This window comes from Paenibacillus sp. 2KB_22 (assembly GCF_052115745.1).
Classification (GTDB): Bacteria; Bacillota; Bacilli; order Paenibacillales; family Paenibacillaceae; genus Paenibacillus.
On sequence record NZ_JBFRHG010000001.1, the window covers coordinates 1,715,707 to 1,735,845 of the forward strand.

Sequence of the window (20,139 nt, forward strand, 5' to 3'; positions counted from 1 at the left end):
TCAACATCACGAATTAGAGTAAAAAAGCGGCAAGTTCCCAACACATCTCGGGGACTTGCCGCTTGGGCATATAATTTCGACTTTATTTTTACACAATAACGAAGAGGGCAGAAATAACATGAAGAAGTTAAGCGTTCGCCTTTATCCCCGGATTTCCCCTTTATGAAAGGGATCAAAAAATCTGGGGATAACAGCGATCGGAAGGTTATTCTGACCTCGAAGTGGTCAGTGTAAAATCCTTTAATTGAAATGTTCACTCTGATTATACTGTTGGTGCTCCATTACCCTGCAATCGCAGCGGTACAAAAAAGTCATGTTCCACTTCACTTGCCGGCAGTGGACGACTGAAATAATATCCCTGAATCTCCCGGCAGTCATTCTGCATCAGAATATCCAGTTGGCCTTTCGTCTCAATGCCTTCGGCAATCACTTCCATCTTGAGATTCTGTGCCATCGATATAATGGTCGCCACAATCGCCTGATCGCTGTGACTCTCTGTAATGTCCGTCACGAATGAACGATCAATCTTGAGCTTGTGAATCGGGAAATGTTTCAGATAACTCAGTGAACTGTATCCCGTCCCGAAATCATCCAGGCTGATCTTGACACCCAGTGCGTTAAGTTCATTCAGAATTGCCGTAGATACCGTTGCATCCATCATCATGCTCTCTGTAATCTCCAGCTCCAGGTACCGGGCCTCCAGCCCTGTCTCCAAGAGTGCGTTCTTGACCTGTTCTACCAAATTCGATTGATGGAACTGCTGGCTGGACAAGTTTACCGATACCGGAATGAGCGGCCCACCGCTGGCATGCCAGAGCTTCATCTGCCTGCACGCTTCGCGCAGCGTCCATTTGCCAATCTCATAGATCATACCTGTCTCTTCTGCAAGCGGGATGAACACATTGGGTGCAAGCAGCCCTTTGAGTGGATGGTTCCAACGTATAAGAGCCTCGACACCAATCATACGACTATCCTCGGTACGAATCTGCGGTTGATAGTACAGAACCATCTCATCGCGTTCCAACGCTTTACGCAGGTAACCTTCCAGCTCAATACGTTCATAAAGTTCCGAATCCAGTTGGGCCGTGTAGAATTGGAAACCATTTTTGCCGTTTTTCTTCACTTCATACATGGCGGAGTCGGCATGTTTCAGCAAAGCATCCACTCCCACTCCATGATCGGGATACATCGCAATTCCAATGCTGGCGGTCACGTAAAAGTCATTTTCCTTCAAGCGGTAGGGTAACTGAATGGCTTCAACAATCTGTTTTGCAAGTTCTGCCACTCGTACCTCTGTCGCTTGATCATGGGTTACAACGAGTGTGAACTCGTCACCGCCCATCCGGGCCAGCATGACATTCTCCATAGCCAAGGGATCAGAAGCTTCTATGGCTTTCATGATCCGGTTGCTGACTTCTCTTAGAAATACATCTCCAATGGAATGTCCCAACGAGTCATTAATCATCTTGAACCGGTCTATATCCATCACCATAACGGCAAACGAATGTCCTTTTTCTTCTGAATCTTGAATTGTACAAGCCAGCACATCATCCAACTTGCGCCGATTGGGCAGTCCCGTCAACGGATCATGCAATGCTTGGTGACGAATGTTCTCCTGAGCCTGCTTCTCCTCCGTAATGTCTTTGATCAAAATGTGACTTCCCACATGTTTATCATCAATGACAACAGGAACTACAACAATACTAAGGTCCAGAAGTTCACCCTGTACGTCTCTCATCTTGGCCAAGTAGTGCGCCTGCTCCAGCCCATGATCATCCCAATCGATGGAATCAAATTCACTGACCCACTCGATATCAATCTGCTGAGCGATCTCATCAATGGAACGTTCCATGACCTCTTTTTCAGGGTATCCAGTGATCGTCGTTACAGCAGCATTAATGCCTTTGACAATACCTTCCTTGTCCACTGAAATAATGGCATCTGAATGGTTATGATACAAGGCCTGATACCATTGCTCATTCTCATGAATCCGTCGATCCTTCAGGGACATGCGTTGGTTGATAAATATGCCAAATAACGTCAAACCCAGTGCAATAAATGTGCCCGATGCGATCAGGTAGGCGAGAATACCGGGCTCAATCTGCATCCCTGAACTTGCCATCGAGCCATGTGAATGATGGAACTGTGCGGCTGACATCCCGGTATAGTGCATGCCAGAGATTCCAACACCCATAATAAGACCGCTGCCCATCTTGTAAACCCAGGTATGTCTTGATTGATGATAACGGAAGAAAAACATAAGCCACAGTGCCGCAAATGAAGCAAGTGCTGCAATCAGAATGGATAACACCACTCTGCCTGGTTCATACGTAACCGGAGTCGACATCGCAGCCATCCCCACATAATGCATCGAGCTGATCCCTGCTGTCATAAGCACTCCAGCAATCATGAGCTTGCTTATCCTGCCCGTTTGTCTACCCGCAATGTTCAAGGCGATCCCCGATGCGACAATAGCAAGTAGAACAGATAAAACAACCTTACCGGTGGAATAGGAGACTTGCGTAGGCAGAACAAAAGCCAGCATACCTACGAAATGCATGGACCAGATTCCCAGCCCCATCGAGACTGCACCGCAGGTAAGCCATACATTCCGCGCCATCCCGCTAACCTGACTTACACGGCCTGCAAGGTCAAGGGCTGCGTACGAAGCTAACGATGCAATAATATAGGATAAAATAACAAGTTCTAAGTTGTACGTACCATGTAGGTGCTCCACTCACTCTGTCCTTTCAACCGGGAAATGCCTCATATGTAAGCAAAAATGTAAAAAAGAAGCGAGTGCGCTGTCTGGATGACAGGCACTCCCTCCGCATCATTTGACTCGTGACTACAGACTTAGTTGAAGCCGTTGTCATACATTGGAACCCGTTTATTTGAATGTATATAGTCTAAACGTCCCAGCCTTTAAAATCAACACTTATTTCCAGAAATAAGATGTTTAATAGCTGACATTCGCATATTCCAATACACAGCTGAATTTTCTATTTGCGAGTCAGTAACAGACTCCCAAAACCGGAAGTATCTTGATAAGAATTACCTGATGAATCACTCCAGATGGACACACTGCTGCGCTTGCCATCTCCCGCACCATCATCATTAACTTGAAGATCGAATCCAATCCATCTTTGCCCTTCAGCACGAACGCTATCTAGAGGGATTGCCACTTCAACGGTATACCCTCCGCTTGTTAATCGGGTAGCTGATTTGAAGCTTTCTTTCCGTGCATTTCCTCCAAAAGAAGCCTCATTATCAAAGTTAACCCGATACTGGGCGTCATCCTCCTGATAGAAAGTAGTTTGATCTTTGCTCGGGTCGATAAAAATCTCGATCGAATCCTGCTCATGTGCATTAGAACTTAACTTGCTTCGCAAAGGATCTTTCACATCTGCCAATACGTACAGGTATTTTTCATCCCATAACAGCTGTGCAGTCGCTGTTGCACCTGAATTTCCGATGACCCAGACATCCGTTTTAACAGATGCAGCCTTTTTCCAGATGTCATCCTTTTTCGCATCAATTACAGGTTTGCCATACGTGACCTTCGTTTGTTTCAAGACAGAACCCAGCTTCAGTTTCCCCCGGTTGGTTGGTTTATCAGGCTGCTGATTGGAAATATCATTCCAAACGATGGTAGCTGTCTTGCCAGCAGCATGTTCATCCGTAATCCGAAAATCAAGAGACAAGACCTGACCTTCGGTAAGTAAAGCAGCGGACATAGGCAGTGATGCATATACAACATAACCCGTTTTTGTCTCCTGTACGTTGTATGCATTCTTATCCTTGCCTTTACCGCCTTCTCGTTTGAACGTATATTGACCATTTGCAGACGGCGGATTTTTCTTCTTGGCAGATAGATCAGCTTCAGAAGTTGCAGCGCCCGTACCCTTTACTTCTTCCGCGAGGAAAACCTGCACCTGATCACCTTTGCGACGTGTAGTATCCTTCACTTCCACTCGTAAATTCACCTTTTTGGCATCCCACATTACACGTGCCTCACCCGTAACCGTAGATGTACCATCTGCCAGATGATTAATTCCAAGCCCTTTCACAGCACCCCAAAGAATATCTTCCTGTCCTTTGTGATTCGGGAAAGAAGGGCTAGCCTTCAATGCTGTCCACTCATTACGATAGATCGGAAGAGTGGTAGCATCCACCAGTGCCCAATAGGCCGGTTTCGCTTTCAATTTACGATCAAATAACAATGGTGCATCTTTGCGTCCTTTGACTGGATGATTGTCAAGCCATGTACCGTCATCCGCAAGTCCCCAGACTGTAACACTGTCCATTACGCCGCGTTTTCCCAACTCGTCAAACAGGTCGAACAGTTCACGATAACGGTAAGCTTGTTGCAGCAGTAGTTCATCTGTGACAGGCATCTCCAGTTCAGAATTACTTGAATAGATCGAAACGTCCAGCTCTGTAACCTGTACATTCACACCAAGAGCGATCACTTTCTCAAAAGCCTCACGAATGAGCTTTACATCCGGTCCGTACATCGACACATGCATCTGGAATCCAACCGCATCAATCGGTGTTCCTTTAGCAAGCAACTTCTCTACAAGCTTCACCATATCATTCAGCTTGTTTCCATTGCCCTCCATTCCATAGTCATTAATCACCAGTACAGCATCGGGGTCTGCCTCACGTGCATATCGGAAAGCCAGCTCAATGTAATCACTGTCATCTCCATCGCCATCTACATCCCCAATAATATCTCTCCACTTGGAATTACTCGCCTCATTCCGCAAGCCGCCTCCGTCTGAGATGACTTCATTGACGACATCCCATGTATGAACCTTGCCTTTGTAATGAGTCACGATGGTTTGAATATGGGTTTTCATCCGTGCAAGCAACTGTTCACGCGTGGCAGGTTTGGAAGCATCATTCGGATCGGTAAAGAACCAGTCCGGCACCTGACTATGCCATAACAGGGTATGACCTCTTACCTCCATGTCATTTGCTTCGGCGAAATTCACCAGACGATCCGCCTCTGACCAGACAAACTGCCCTTCCTTTGGTTGCATCGCATCCATTTTCATAAAATTTCCAGCTGTAATACTATTAAAATGTTTCGTCAACAGCTGGGAATGCGGATCTTCCGCATCCAGTGCAGATTGGTCGATTGCCGCTCCCATGGCATAGTTTTTTCCCACGACATCCACGAGATTCGGAATGTTCGGCTCTATTTCAATTTTTTCGGCTTCCGTAATCAGAACATCATCCACATAAAAAGTAATCGTATCTGCCGGCGTCACTTCCGCTGACGTCTTCCAAGGTGTCTCTGCATACATCCGGAATCCGGTGATACCACTATTTTCTCCTGGAATCACCACATCTGCCTCGATTTTTTTCCACTGTCCTTTGTTCAGGGTAGCAGAGGCAAATGTAGCATATTCACGACTTGAAGCGTCGTTATTGTACTCTTTCTCCAGTGAACCGTTAATGACCTGACTGTCCGGTCCTTCATCGTACATGGCCCAAAACGAAATATGAACCGTGCTGCCCTTCTGTACATGGTCTATTACTTCAATTAAGGGTCCATGGAACGTTTCGGTACGGGAAGAGGTTCTCAGACTGCGTGTGCTGTCGTGACCTTGCGCTACGATATCAAGCTTTTCACTCGCACGTGGACGCCATTGTCCCAACACGCCATCTTCAAAATTAGCCTCGAACAGCACTTCATCATCGCCAGTCTTAACGTCCGCAGCCGCTTGAGCACGTGCCACTCCTGTTCCCACACTCGGGAACACACTGAAGATCAATACAGCCGACAAGCACAAGCTCCACCATTTTCTCAAATGCATCCGATCTCCTCCTTGGTTGTTTGTGAAGAGTAACCTCTGTTCTGTCTTGCGCCCGCCCTTTACAAGATCGTTGTGCAGGATTGGATAGACGTTATTCAACAGAAATTGTAAGCACTTTCATTATACGATTGCCAACAAACTTTGTTTACCCGTTAAACTATAGGACTTATTCTAAAATCTTCACAATAATATGCAGGCAGTTTCAACATAAATAAAGTCTTTATATCCGCTTATGATGATTGACAGAATGTTCTCATTCCACCATCAACATGCTCAAAAGCAGCTATAGAAATGACAAAAAGCACAGCTTGTTAGCTGTGCTCCGTGTCAATGTCTTTACACTTTTAAAGGTGCTGTCGTCTGACGGATCACCAAATTGGAAGGTTCCGTCACAACGGGTGGAGAATAAGCCGGATTCTCAATCATGGCAATCAAATATTCGATGGACTTAATACCAATCGAATAGATATTCTGATTCACCGTGGTCAGTCCTGGTTTGAACACCTCAGCATAATATGTGTTGTCGAATCCGACAACAGAAATATCTTCTGGCACACTCAGTCCATGCTTTTCAATCTCATGAATTGCCCCAAAGGCAGACATGTCTGATGCACAGACAATCCCCGTTGGCTGATCCTGAAGTGCCAACAATCTCCTTGCAGCCTTGCTGCCGCCATCAAATGAGTAATCGCAGACTTCCAGATATATCGTAGAATACGGAATGCCGCATTCTCGCAGCCCTTCCCGATATCCTTCCAATCGCAGATTAGCTACGGCAGGTCCGAGTGTCCCTGAGATATAAGCAATCTTGCGGTGTCCAAGCTCATACAGATGTTTGACACTCATGGAGATCCCGTTCGCGTTATCTGTAGTAATGTAACCAGCACGTTTGCCTAACATGTCCGTATCAACAAACATCGTTGGAATCTCTGCATCCACCAGTTCCTGAATACTCGCGTTTTCTCTGCCTTCACCAAATACCACCACACCATCCACATTACGACTGCGACAATGTTTGATGAACGAGTACGCCGGATCATCGAATCGAGTAGATAACCGGACCAGATCATAACCACTGTTCTCCAGTGCAGTCTTGATCCCTTCCAGCAATTCTGATACAAAAGGGTTCGTAAACGGAACCGTCAACAATACGCCTACCGTCCATGAACGGCGTTTTACAAGTCCACGTGCGACCACATTGGGTTGATATTTCAATAATTCGATGGCTATATTGACTTTTTTGCGTGTTTTTTCACTTACATCAGGATAATCGTTTATCACTTTGGAAACGGTTGCAACAGATACTCCCGCTTCCTTGGCCACATCATGGATAGAAGCCATCTGATCACCTCAACCTCTTTCAAATCCCCTGTCTCCGGCTGCATTTTCTATAACATCGGCAGGTTTGTCTACCCATTATAGCTTAAAACAGCATGAAACGGTATGGAAGGTTCCTAATGCTTTTAACCTCTATTCCTGCTGTTCCAGATTCTTCAAATCCAGAGACAGTTTCTCCATTGTTGTTGCAAATACAGCGAGTTCAGCCGAGCGTGAAGCTTGGCTACGTGCTCCGCGAGACGTATGATCGGACTCCTGCTGTACACTGCTCAGTTTCTTCATGATCTGCTCCAGATTAGACTGAATTTTACCCTGGGCATCCCGGGAACTAGATGCGAGCTTGCGCACCTCACTGGCGACGACTTCAAAGCCACGACCGAATTCTCCTGCATGAGCGGCTTCAATCGCTGCATTCAGGCCGACAAGATGACTCTGATCCGATATCTCCCGAATAAGCTCACCCATTTTTCCGATCTGCTGGATCTCCCCCGTCAATTCCGTGAGCAGAACTTGAGCCTGATCCTGAGAGGCAGCTGTTTCTTTGGCTACATTCGAGATGGCTAGAGCATTTTCATTCAGTTCACTAATCATGCCTGTAAGCTCTTGGGTAATCTGCGTGATCGCCTGCAAGGTATGTTGTTGATCATCGGCAAGCTGATGTAACTTTTCTTTTTCTTTCTTCTCATATGCCTCAAGGACAAGCTGCGAATCCAGATTAAACATTTTACTAAGCGCCTGAATGACAAGATGCCAGGAATCAGGGATAACCTGCTGGAATATGCTCGTTGCAATATCAAGGTATACCATATAGGTACCCAGATAATAATCTTCGGACAGGCCAATACGGGAATGCACAAGCCCAATCGCAATACGTTGCTCAATATATGCGTCGTCCACGATCCCATCTGTCATCGATAACCAGTACATCTTCTGCGTTTCTTTTAGGCGATCAATCGTAGAGAATCGGGCGATCAGATCTACCAGATCAGGATAATTCCCCACATGATTGTAGAAATGATCCACCACTTCATTAACGACTTTTTTAAAAACAGGCCGATGATCGGCAAGCAGTGTTAGATCTCCTGCGGTTAATCCCATGTAATCAAGTTGCTTCTGTCTTGTTGCGGAAATACTGCTCATATCTGGTTCAGTCAGCTCCTTAATAAACACCATTACTTTAAATTGTAAATATATGTATTGATTATAGACTAAAATACCTAAATTTACATAAACCATTAGAACTAATTCATCGTAAAATTAACCTTATTTGTCAGCATTTTAGATTAATATCATGCTTATTGAACTAAAAAGGCCCTGACTCTGCTGTGAAGGAGCCTCACAGCAGACATCAGAAGCCTGATCCGGAATGGTTCGTTGCCGATTAGCGATTAAGCAGACTGCCCACATAGCGTAGCAGTTCATTGGCGCTAGCTGCGGTATATCCATGTTCTTCAATTAAGCGTTTGATCACTTCATTCATTCGTTTCAATTGGGTTGCATCCGGTGTTTTGGTTGAGGTTGTAATCTTGACGATGTCTTTCAGATCTGTAAACAACTTCTTCTCAATCGCTTCACGCAGACGGTCATGGCTGCTGTACTCGAATTTGCGCTCCTTACGGGAGTAAGCCGAGATTCGGATTAAAATCTCTTCCCTGAACGCTTTCTTTGCATTCTCGGAGATCCCGATCTGCTCCTCGATGGAACGCATCAAGCGCTCATCCGGGTCCATTTCTTCATCTGTGAGTGGATCACGAATTTTGGACCAGTTGCAGAATGCTTCAATGTTATCCAGGTAATTCTCGAATAGCGTTCTCGCCGACTCCTCGAATGAGTACACAAATGCTTTCTGTACTTCCTTCTTGGCCAGTTCGTCATACTCCTTGCGTGCAAGAGCAATAAAATTCAGATACCGCTCCCGCTCTTCTTTCGTAATCGAAGCATGTTGGTCCAGACCGTCCTTGATGGCCCGCAGAATGTCCAACGCGTTAATGCACTGAAGATTTTGCTTGATCAAAGCACTGGAGATCCGGTTGATGACATACCGCGGGTCAATGCCAGACATCCCTTCATCCAAATACTCATTTTGCATCTCGCGCAGATCGGCTTCTTTATAGCCTTCCACTTCCTCACCGTCATACATCCGCATTTTTTTAACGAGATCCATGCCTTGTTTCTTCGTTTCCTTCAAGCGGGTAAGTATGGAAAAAATGGCTGCAGTCCGCAATGCATGCGGTGCAATATGAACATGCTTCATGTCACTTTGCTGAATGAGCTTGGCGTAGATTTTCTCTTCCTCGGATACTTTCAAGTTGTACGGGATCGGCATGACAATCATCCGGGATTGCAGTGCCTCATTCTTCTTGTTGGAGATAAATGACTTATACTCCGATTCATTCGTATGCGCAACAATCATCTCATCTGCACTGATTAAGGCGAAGCGTCCTGCTTTGAAATTCCCCTCCTGTGTGAGTGACAATAGATTCCACAGGAATTTTTCATCACATTTCAACATCTCCTGGAACTCCATCAATCCACGGTTCGCCTTGTTCAACTCCCCATCAAAACGATAGGCACGTGGATCGGATTCAGAACCAAACTCGGTAATGGTGGAGAAGTCGATGCTACCAGTCAGATCGGCAATATCCTGCGATTTCGGATCGGATGGACTGAACGTTCCTATCCCCACACGATTATCTTCGGAAACAATGACTCGTTCCACGGGCACCTTGCTGATATCACCGCCATATTCGGTACGGAGTCTCATTTGGCAAGATGGGCAAAGGTTACCCTCAATACGGACTCCAATTTCCTTTTCCACTTCAGGACGAAGCTCCAGTGGAATCAGATGCAGTGGCTCCTCATGCATCGGGCATCCATCAATAGCGTATATGGCACCTTTCTCTGTCCGCGAGAACTGTTCAAGACCCCGCTTCAGCAACGTAACCAGTGTCGATTTACCTCCACTTACGGGACCCATAAGCAGCAAGATCCGCTTACGTACATCCAGACGACGTGCTGCTGAGTGAAAGTATTCCTCGACCAACTTTTCAATGGATCGATCCAATCCAAAGATCTCCTGCTCAAAAAACTTGTACCGCTTGTGCCCACCTACTTCTTCAACGCCAAATGATTCAATCATTTCATACACTCTGGCGTGAGCCGTCATTGCCGGAGTCGGGTCCTCTCTCAGCAGTTCAATATAATCTTCAAATGTTCCGTTCCATGTCAAACGGTCACTCTCTGCCCGATGTTCCGCAACGCGTTCAAAAATATTCATGCTTGGTACCTCCCATGGCTCCTTTAGTGTGATTGTCAACCATTCCGAATGGTATGAAGAAATCAATAGAATTGCGGCTCCTGCTTGAATACCAATCTTGCGGTTCTGTGTAGTCCCGCCACCCTCTGTCCAAACATCTTGTTTTGTTGTGAAAAGTGTATTACATACCTATGCGGCAATTCGGATAAGTTGACCTCTTTTTTTCAATCCACGGCTTTGAATTTTGGCTTTTCCCTGTTCTATCAGACATCTTGTGCCTTCAGAAAAAAAAGAACGAATATGATATAATGAGGGTTCTAAATTCAGGAAACCGGACAATGCATGGTCAGATCCCTGACCACTTTAGGAAAGGAGCACGAACGATGGCAGTGCAATACGAAACCGAATTATATTCGCCTGTGAAGGCTTTCTTCGAGCAGCGTGGCTTCGATGTGAAGGCGGAAGTCAGACATTGTGACCTCGTAGGGGTCAGATCGGATCAGGAGGAACCACTGATTGTGGAGATGAAAAAAACATTTAACCTCTCCCTGTTGTTGCAGGGCATGCAGCGCTTGAAGCTTAGCCCGTTCGTGTATTTGGCCGTCGAGCGCAATCGCAGCAAACGCGGAGCCGTGAACCAACGCTGGAGCGAACTGACTGCATTATGCAGACAGCTCGGTCTGGGGCTGCTGACGGTCACATTTTACAAAACCAAAGCTCCCCTGATCGATGTATTATGCGAACCCTCCGCCCAGCCTCCCCTCACTGGACGCAATCAGGTTGCTCGCAAAAGTGGTATTCGACGGAAACGCCTGCTGAAGGAATTCGACGAACGCAGCGGAGATTACAATACGGGAGGCAGCACACGCAGACAGCTGGTCACGGCATATCGTGAGAAGGCCTTACGAGTCGCATCCGCTCTGCGAACGAACGGAGAAGCCTCTCCCGCCACCCTCGCCAGACAGACTGGTGTAGGTTCTTCCGCGGCGATTCTGCAAAAGAATTATTATGGCTGGTTTGAACGCCTCTCCCGAGGGAAATATATTCTGACAATTAAGGGAGCACAGGCGTTAACCGAGCATGCACATATGCTTGAGGATAATGATATGATCGAACGAACCATTAATGAACTTGATGTAACGTATTCGGTATCTGGTGAAAATAAGGATGACCTTGCGCATATCGCTGAAACAGCGGAGCAATACTTGAAAAATACAGGCCATATCTGATACGGGAACACTTGAAGTAAGTGATATGAAAAATGAGAATGCAAAAACACCTGTAATCTCCAATGGAGACTACAGGTGTTTTTATGTGTTTTATATATAGAAGATTGCTATTAGAAGCTTGCTGCTACTTCGGAAGCCAATTTCAGACCTGCAGTAACAATCTCTTCAGCACGATCTGCAGAAGCGTTATGTCCTTCAACGATAACTACTTCAGGGTTTTGAATGCCCCACAAGCCGAGAACTGTTTTCAAGAAGTTCAAGGACATTTCAGCAGCTGCCATTGGACCTTCGGAGTACACGCCACCACGTGCGTTAAGCAAAGCTACTTTTTTGTCGCCAGCAAGTCCTACAGGACCTTCAGCAGTGTATTTGAATGTTTTACCAGCTTGGCTCAGGTAAGCAATGTAGTTTACCAATGGTGCAGGAACAGTGAAGTTCCAGAGCGGGAATGCAAATACCACTTTGTCAGCTGCCAAGAATTGATCTTGAAGCTGTGCTGCAAGTGAAGCTGCTTTTTGCTCGTCAGCTGTCAGTTCAAAACCGTTAGCTGCTTTGTAAGTACCTGTGATTGCAGTGTTACCATAGAATGGGAATTCTGTATTGTAGAGATCCAACTCAGTAACTGTGTCACCTGGGTGGGACTCTTTGTATGCGCTCAAGAATGCATCGTACAATTTAACGCTGACTGCTTGATCTGCAGGACGGTCATTTGCTTTAACAAATAAAATATTAGACATGTTGAATTTTCCCCCGTTAGATAAAATATATGAGTGCTTTTTCTGAACTGGCCACCATTGTAGCTTATATAAAGAAACCAACAACTCATTAATTCACATTATATATAAAAATGTTAGTGGATGCAATAACGTAATCACTTTGGTCATGAACCAATTTTAATTTTGCTACAATCTATTTTTGATCTGACCTAGCTACGAGCCGTAAATTCGGAAATGGCTTCACTGATCAGATTCATGCCGAGCAGCAGTTCATCCCGGCCCGGATGGCTAAAGTTCAATCGAATGTAACGTTGATCCTGTACACCTGTAGAGCATAGCGATCCAGGCAGAAAAGATACACCTTTGGGCAGAGCTGCCTTAAGCAGAGCGCCACTATCCAATCCTTCCGGCAACTGTACCCACAGATACATTCCACCCTCTGGGATGTTGTACTGACACCCTTTCCAGCCCGGTCTCTTCAACAGTTCCAGCATCAGTTTGAGTCTTGTCTTATACTCCCGATTCAACATGGACAGGTGATCACTCCAACGAAAAGGGGAATGGGCAAGCAATTGATACAACAGCCGCTGATTCATCGGACTGGACTGACCATCAGCAATCCGTTTAACTGAGGCCATGGCCTGAATCAGTGCCGGATGTCCAGCGGCCCATCCTGTTCGAAGAGCGGGCGCTACCGTTTTGCTGAATGAACCAATGTATAGAACATGTCCACCCTGATCTGCAGTATCCAGTGCAAAGAGTGAAGGGTATTTACGATAGAATTCCGTTGGCTCAAGGCCATCGAAATGGAGCTCTCCGTAAGAATCATCTTCCACAAGCAGTACACCATAGCGCGAACACAGTTCAAGGACAGCCTCCCGACGCTCCATACTCCACAAAGCACCGGTCGGATTTGAGAAACTGGGTGCAGCAAAAAGCAGCTTCGGTCTAACCTGCTGCATGTGATGCTCCAAAAGGTCTGGCAGTATGCCGTCCCGATCACCCATTACGGGCACAATCTTGGCTCCTTGCATCTCCAAAACTTCAAGACAGCCTGGAGATGTGGGATGTTCAACCAGTACAGAATCTCCTGGCTCAAGCAATAGACGCATCACGAGATCGATGGCCTGCTGGGTACCAGTGGTCAACAGAATCTGCTCGGGTACCGTTCGTATGCCTTTGCGTGCATTCCAGTCTTTGTTCAACCACTCTCTTAGGGGTGTGTAGCCTGCTGGCTCTCCATATTGCAAAGCGGAAGGGCCTGAACTAAAGACAGACACCGCTGCTTCTTCCAACAATTTGAAAGGAAACAACTCCTCCGCAGGCAATTCTTCTGCCAGAGAAATGAAATAATCTCTGCCAGACATCTCACGTATATCCCTCAGTGGTGATGACAAAAGCCTGTTGGTACGGGAAGCAAAGAAATATTTCATCGATCCGTTCCCCTTTCATCCCTATTCCGAAACTGTACTCGCAGTCCGCAGCCCTACAACCTATTCGTGCTCGCCATCGAATATGACCGAATGCATACCGACCAGTTGTGGTTATTATGAAGAACAGACCTGTTCCGTCATGATCCCGTCTTCACTTGCCTTGCATGCAAGGCGTAACGTTCAATGGCCTGTGCTCTACTGCTTACTTCCAGCTTCACGTATATTTTACGCAGGTAATTATCAATGGAACGTCTGCTAACGTTGATCTCATTCGCTATTTTATCATAGGTTACACCCTGAACAATTCTTTCCATGATAAAAGTTTCGGTTTCTGTTAATTCAATTACACGTGATTCTGTCGGAGATTCCACAGGTTGCGCCCACTCCGCACTGTTTAACCACGCCAATGGAATGGACACATGGCCCTCACGTAACCCAGAGATCAGATGAATCAGCTGGCTAGGGGAAGCCTGTTTGGATAACATGCCGCTTGCACCAAGACTCATCAGATGACGAAACAGCTTCACATTGTCTTCATCCGTCAGAATGATGATGTGACTGTGAGGTGACAGATTTTTCATCTGGGCAATATATTGATCTGCCTGTCCCTCTGGAAGACGATAATCCATCAGAATCAGATCAGGCTGGTGCATATTCACCAGATCGAGCCCTTCTGTTCCGGTCGAAGTCATGCCACGTACCGTCAGATCTTGCTGCTCTTCCAAAATCAATTTTGTACCGAGCATGCTGGTGGGGTGGATATCTACGATGACCACCTGCCATACTTTTTTCATTATTGTTCCCCCTGTTATGTATTGGACAAATAGCTTCTAGCTTCTGTCATGATGATTCCATCGTCTATGCGACAGTCCGAGTATAGAAGAAGCATAGGTCGGATTATGTCGAAAAATAGAAAAATACAGGACACAGCCGATAAAAAAGCTCTATTTTCACCGTATTTTGTTATAAAAACACCATGATGTCCATCTTCCCATCCCCGGAAAGGTCAAAATATAGTATAAATTTCCTGCATTTCTATCTAAAAAAGTCGAAAAACCTGCCCAAAGTTCCTACTTATTGCATCTATAAGAAATTGTATCCTAGGACTTCCTTCCGATGCAATCTCTTTTTACTCTATTAAGTAAAGAATTTCATTTTTGCGTAATCAATAGGGGCATGATAGAATGAGGACTGGAAAAATTTTTGTACCTATAAATGACCAGGAGTGATGATATGAAACCATCTGCCCCGCCCTCTGACATCCATCACACCCGGAGCGCCAAAGGCAAGGCCGGATCTTCAATCAAGCTGTTTCTGGTAATGTGGATTGTTCTCATTGCACTAGGAGTCGTTGGAACCTACTATTATAGTAACCATCTCCAGCAACAGATGATTAACCAGCTTCAGGCCCATAATCAGCAGCAGATTGCAGCGCTAAAAACCGACTACGAAAATCAGCTAACAACGATATCGAAGGAAGTAGAAGACCTGCAGGGACAAGTTCAATCCTTCAATGAATTGCTGACTTTCACCAAGGATAATGCAAGTGATAAAACGGATAACAGCAACAAACTGTATACCCAGCTGAGCGAAGTCAAAAAACAACTGGAGACACTCCAGAAAAAGATGGACCTGCTCAAATGATTACACCCGTCAAACAGGTTAATCGTTTTTTTATGCTTGCACTCGCTCCTTTTGTTGGATTGATATTATGCCTGCTGTTGCTTCGTCCTCCACTTGAACCCGGAGGTTTGATTTCTACCGAACTGTCAGAGGATACGATTACACCCCAGACCCAAGCAATTAGCCAAGAGCTTGCCGGGGCAAAAGATGCTGCTGTCCAGACTTCTTCTTCTATTAAAAGAACGACACAGCTCTATAATAAGACAACAAGTACGATGTCTACACTTGTTCAGAAAGCTTCCGCCCAGGCGGATCGTCCGGAAACGATCTACAACAAACGGATTACATCCAAGCTCGGCGTTCCATTTGAACGGGTAGACAGTGACCGGCTAACGATTGAATTGTACAGAGTGAATCCTGGCAGCTATAAGGGCTACGCCATGAAGATCAAGCTAAAAGACCCTACTGCTATGCAGATGGCTCTAGACAGTGAACCTGGGCGTTCTGAGACGACCATGCAGGCTGTGAAGCGTAACGGCGCAATTGCCGGGATCAACGCAGGTGGATTTGCTGACAGCGGCGGCAAACGTTATCCACTTAGCACAACCGTCATGGACGGGAAATACGTGAACGGTTTCCAGGCCAGTTTCAAAGATCTGTTTTTTGTAGGACTTAACGATGCCGGCAAGCTGGTCGGAGGCAAGTTCTTCGACAAAAACTCACTGGATCGCCTGCAACCGCAATTTGGGGCTACGTTTGTTCCGGTGCTGTTACAGAATGGACGTAAAACCACAATTCCCGATAAGTGGAAAGTATCGCCCAAACGAGCACCACGTACGGTCATTGGCAATTATAAGGATGATCAGTTGTTGATCATTGTGGTCGATGGATATAATGAAGGCGGAAGTTCCGGTGCTACCCTTGAAGAGTTGCAAGGACGGTTGTACAAGCTTGGGGTCATCGACGCCTATAATCTGGATGGCGGTGGATCTTCCTCGCTTATTCTGAATAATCGGGTTGTGAATAACCCTTCGGATGGTAGTCTCAGACCGGTGCCCACGCACTTTTTATTTTACAAATAATAGGGTGAAGCATTTCTTTTCTACCTATAATGGTTATAATAGAAGAAAATGAGCTTGTGCAGGAGGTGCGAAGGGTATGTCATTTTCACTGACATTCTGGATTATTGCAATTGTATTGACTCTCTTCATTACAGGCATTCTCACTTCATCCTACAACAATGACAAGACAAAAGGCTTATAAAGGCCAAGCCTCTCTCCGGAGAGGCTTTTTCTATTATTTCATCCTTGAAATAGCAAGAGACAAGGCTTAAAAGAATGATTCGATTCTTCTAAGCCTTGTCTCTTGCTGTACCCTTTGATTTACGCATCAATTCTGTCGCGAGACGCAAATTCGGGATCAATAGCTAACCGCCCGTTCATTTCGCATGGATATGACAGATTCAGATGGCATAGCCCCACTCACCGACCCACCCTCAACTAATGTCACATAAATTCGTTCATGATCGACGGGTTCTCCAGCAATAATTTTGATCAATTGTTCAGCAGCGAGCGATCCCCACTTGCGTTTGGAATAATCAATGCTTGCCAATCTCGGCTGGACATACTTACTCAATTCAATATTGTCGAATCCGATGACATCGATCTCCTGACCAACGCCAAGTGCACTTTCTGCCAGACGATCACACAAGCCAATTGCCATCTCATCATTGAGACAGAATACCGCTGCGGGTCCATCATACACCTGCACAATCTGATCTGCGGCTCGTTCTCCACCACTCTTCTCAAAATCTCCCGTGATCTCAATCCATTCCACATCGGCTTCACGTTCCGCAACCTGTCTCACAGCCTTTAACCGCTGCACAGAGTCAAACGAACCTTCCGGTCCTGTCACCACGTAGATTTTCTTATGTCCCTGTTCAATAAGATGTTCCATCGCAAGTGTGGCCCCAGCCTTATTATCCAGCAGAACCTGATTAATGTTGGGATGATCCATCTCACGGTCCAATACAACGATTTTGTGTCCACGATCGGCATATTGCATCAGTTCCTCACTTGCAAACGTATGATCCAGAATGATTGCACCATCAATCATCCTCTCTGGAAGCATGCGATGGGATTGTTTACCACTGCACACGATCAGGTCATAGCCTTGAGCATTACATACGGCTTTCATGCCACTCAGCAAGTCTCCATACACATCTCCGCTAAAATCGGTCAAGAATACACCCAGAATTTTGGATTCCCTCTTCTTCAGTGTTCTTGCAGCGGCATTTGGAACATAGTTCAGCTCTTTGGCAATGGCCAAAATTTTGGAACTCGTCTCATCGGTCACTTTGTTGCTGCCATTTAGCGCATATGACACCGTAGAGATGGAAACTCCCGCCTGTTTGGCGATATCCTTGATACTGACCACATTCTTCGCTCCCCTGTTATGTTCATCAGGCCTTCCATAACGAAAGGCCTGACACATTACTCTTTCCATTCACCGGATTACACGAGTCTGAATGATTTCTTCTGAGTGTCCCGACTGTTTGCACCCACAAGAATATGGAACTCACCTCGATCACTGCGATGGCTTAAATCGGAATGGTGATAACGAAGCTGTTCTTCATTTAACGTAAACATAGCTGTACCACTCTCGCCTGGGGCCAGTGCAAGCTTCACATATCCTTTCAGCTCACGCATAGGACGAACGACTTCACCCGTTACATCACGAACGTACAATTGAACAGTCTCTACACCTGCGCGCTCACCCGTGTTCGTTACACGTACTTGGATGCTCAGGGTCTCTTCGGCAGTCATCTCGTTACTTGACACTTCAAGATCACCATAAGAGAAAGAAGTGTATGAGAGACCATAACCGAACGGAAGCAGAGGTTCATTCGGACTGTCAATGTATTTCGAAACATAACGTTCTTCCGTCTTCTCCGGGTTCAACGGACGACCTGTATTGAAATGGTTGTAATAGACCGGAATCTGACCTACAGACTGCGGGAAGGACATCGTCAGACGTGCAGATGGATTCACTACACCTGTCAGAACATCTGCGATCGCTGCCCCGCCCTCACTACCTGGGAACCAGGCTTCAAGAACGGCATCCGATTCATCGATTACACCATGCAGATCCAATGGACGGCCGTTGAAAATAACGCTGGCAATAGGTTTCCCCGCTGTTTTGAGCTGTTTAACCAATTGCAATTGGGCTGCTGGCAGACGAATATCCGTGCGTGATCCACCTTCTCCACTCATCTCGGAGTCTTCACCTAGGGCAAGGACAATCAGATCTGCTTTGCTTGCCACTTCAAGGGCTTCCGCAATCTGCTCAGCTGTAATTGTATGAACATTACTGCCTTGAGCAAATTGAACTTTCCCACCCGTCAAACGTTCTTGCAGAGCTGTTCCGAGCTTGACTGCATCTTCCTTAACTCCTTCACAGGACCACCAGCCCAGAATATCAGGACTCTGTGCAAAAGGACCAATAAGGGCTACATTAGCTTCAGGCTGAAGCGGAAGCACGCTGTCATCATTCTTCAACAGAACAGCCGATTTGGTTGCCAGTTCATACGATACCTGACGGTGCTCTTTGGAGAACACAATCTCGCGTTCACGAACCGGATCAGCTGCACGTAGCGGATTGTCGAACAATCCCAGCTTCTCTTTCAGTTGCAGAATTCGCAGAACAGCTTCATCAATGAGCTTCTCTTCCACTTCACCGCTCTCAATCAGCTCAGGCAAATGATGTACATAACAAGGCGTCATCATCTCCATATCTACACCTGCGCGAATGGCACGGTATGCCGCTTCACGATCATCTTCCGCAGCGCCATGCGCAATCATCTCGCGAATGGAAGCCCAATCCGAGATCAGTACACCATCAAAGCCCCACTCGTCACGCAAAATGCCGCGCATTAACTTCTCATTGCCACTTGCCGGAATACCGTCAACCGTATTGAACGAAGTCATGACCATCTCCACACCCGCATCCAATGCAGCTTTGTACGCTGGCAAATAGTACTCACGCAGGTTACGCTCGGACATGTCCACCGTATTGTAATCCCGACCACCCTCAGCTGCTCCATACGCCGCAAAGTGTTTAACGCAGGCTGCAAGACGATCAGGCTCATCTTTCAAGCTATCGCCCTGATATCCACGTACAAATGCAGCTGCGAACAAGCTGTTCAGATAAGGATCTTCTCCTGTTGTTTCCATCACACGGCCCCAGCGCGGGTCACGAACCAGGTCCACCATAGGTGCAAAGGTAACATGTAAACCGGATACAGCCGATTCACGTGCTGCAATTTCAGCACTTTTCTCAGCCAGTTCTGTGTCCCATGAGCAACCGATCGCCAGTGGAATCGGGAAAATGGTTTTGAATCCATGAACGACGTCAGCCATGAACAAGAGCGGAATGCCCAAACGGCTTTTTTTCATATAAGCTTGCTGTACATCAATGATGGCCTGCGCACCGGACAACCCCAGAATGGACCCACTAGCATCCACGGACTGCTCCGTAATTCCCATCTCTTCCATCGGCCCTGTGATCTGGCCTTCGACATTTGTTCCTTCATAGAAGTTGGCAGTCAACTGAAGAAGCTGAGCTGTTTTTTCCTCCAACGTCATCTGTTTTACCAGGTCTAGCAGCTGCTCGTTATTCATCTGATCGTATCCTCCACTACAAGTTGTTGAAATAAAGAAC

At 46.3% G+C, this 20,139-nt stretch carries 13 protein-coding genes; 3 read left to right on the plus strand and 10 right to left on the minus strand.

What is annotated here, in order from left to right; all coding sequences use genetic code 11:
- Window positions 1–262: 262 nt before the first annotated feature.
- The 5 genes from AB4111_RS07370 to AB4111_RS07390 form a co-directional block, all read right to left on the minus strand.
- Window positions 263–2,737 carry an EAL domain-containing protein gene (locus tag AB4111_RS07370; RefSeq protein WP_442031006.1) on the minus strand — a complete coding sequence of 825 codons (2,475 nt, stop codon included), beginning with the start codon at window positions 2,735–2,737 and terminating at the stop codon, window positions 263–265.
- Window positions 2,738–3,002: 265 nt separating this feature from the next.
- Window positions 3,003–5,825: an endo-1,4-beta-xylanase gene (locus tag AB4111_RS07375; protein ID WP_442031007.1), complete on the minus strand. Its 2,823-nt coding sequence runs from the start codon at window positions 5,823–5,825 to the stop codon at window positions 3,003–3,005.
- A 336-nt stretch (window positions 5,826–6,161) separates the two neighbouring features.
- Complete coding sequence (locus tag AB4111_RS07380) at window positions 6,162–7,166, minus strand: LacI family DNA-binding transcriptional regulator (protein ID WP_253432905.1); 1,005 nt, start codon at window positions 7,164–7,166, stop codon at window positions 6,162–6,164.
- A gap of 129 nt (window positions 7,167–7,295) precedes the next feature.
- Entirely contained in the window at window positions 7,296–8,303 is a 1,008-nt protein-coding gene (locus tag AB4111_RS07385; RefSeq protein WP_442031008.1) for a protoglobin domain-containing protein, read from the minus strand.
- A 241-nt stretch (window positions 8,304–8,544) separates the two neighbouring features.
- Window positions 8,545–10,440 (minus strand): PrkA family serine protein kinase, encoded by a 1,896-nt coding sequence (locus AB4111_RS07390; protein ID WP_315936714.1) that lies wholly within the window; start codon window positions 10,438–10,440, stop codon window positions 8,545–8,547.
- A 362-nt stretch (window positions 10,441–10,802) separates the two neighbouring features.
- On the opposite strand from AB4111_RS07390, the gene AB4111_RS07395 reads away from it, so the two are divergent.
- On the plus strand, window positions 10,803–11,648 hold the full coding sequence (locus AB4111_RS07395; RefSeq protein WP_442031009.1) for a DUF2161 domain-containing phosphodiesterase: 846 nt from the start codon (window positions 10,803–10,805) through the stop codon (window positions 11,646–11,648).
- A gap of 110 nt (window positions 11,649–11,758) precedes the next feature.
- Here AB4111_RS07395 and AB4111_RS07400 read toward each other — a convergent pair whose 3' ends face one another.
- The 3 genes from AB4111_RS07400 to AB4111_RS07410 form a co-directional block, all read right to left on the minus strand.
- Window positions 11,759–12,385, minus strand: coding sequence for an FMN-dependent NADH-azoreductase (locus AB4111_RS07400; RefSeq protein WP_215076900.1), 627 nt, complete (start codon window positions 12,383–12,385; stop codon window positions 11,759–11,761).
- Between the two features lie 188 nt (window positions 12,386–12,573).
- Window positions 12,574–13,797: an aminotransferase-like domain-containing protein gene (locus tag AB4111_RS07405; RefSeq protein ID WP_036610015.1), complete on the minus strand. Its 1,224-nt coding sequence runs from the start codon at window positions 13,795–13,797 to the stop codon at window positions 12,574–12,576.
- A gap of 137 nt (window positions 13,798–13,934) precedes the next feature.
- Window positions 13,935–14,591 carry a response regulator transcription factor gene (locus AB4111_RS07410; protein WP_253432887.1) on the minus strand — a complete coding sequence of 219 codons (657 nt, stop codon included), beginning with the start codon at window positions 14,589–14,591 and terminating at the stop codon, window positions 13,935–13,937.
- 439 nt (window positions 14,592–15,030) lie between these two features.
- Here AB4111_RS07410 and AB4111_RS07415 point away from each other — a divergent pair, with 439 nt between their 5' ends.
- The gene (locus AB4111_RS07415; RefSeq protein ID WP_215076906.1) at window positions 15,031–15,441 is read left to right on the plus strand and encodes a uroporphyrinogen-III C-methyltransferase; all 411 of its coding nucleotides are present in this window, start codon (window positions 15,031–15,033) and stop codon (window positions 15,439–15,441) included.
- On the plus strand, window positions 15,438–16,502 hold the full coding sequence (locus AB4111_RS07420) for a phosphodiester glycosidase family protein (protein WP_442031010.1): 1,065 nt from the start codon (window positions 15,438–15,440) through the stop codon (window positions 16,500–16,502). The genes AB4111_RS07415 and AB4111_RS07420 overlap by 4 nt, the downstream gene beginning before the upstream one ends.
- 337 nt (window positions 16,503–16,839) lie before the next feature.
- Here AB4111_RS07420 and AB4111_RS07425 read toward each other — a convergent pair whose 3' ends face one another.
- Together AB4111_RS07425 and bglX are read right to left on the minus strand one after the other, a co-directional pair.
- On the minus strand, window positions 16,840–17,856 hold the full coding sequence (locus AB4111_RS07425; RefSeq protein WP_442031011.1) for a LacI family DNA-binding transcriptional regulator: 1,017 nt from the start codon (window positions 17,854–17,856) through the stop codon (window positions 16,840–16,842).
- Window positions 17,857–17,933: 77 nt separating this feature from the next.
- Entirely contained in the window at window positions 17,934–20,099 is a 2,166-nt protein-coding gene (gene bglX, locus AB4111_RS07430; protein ID WP_442031012.1) for a beta-glucosidase BglX, read from the minus strand.
- Window positions 20,100–20,139: the final 40 nt, after the last annotated feature.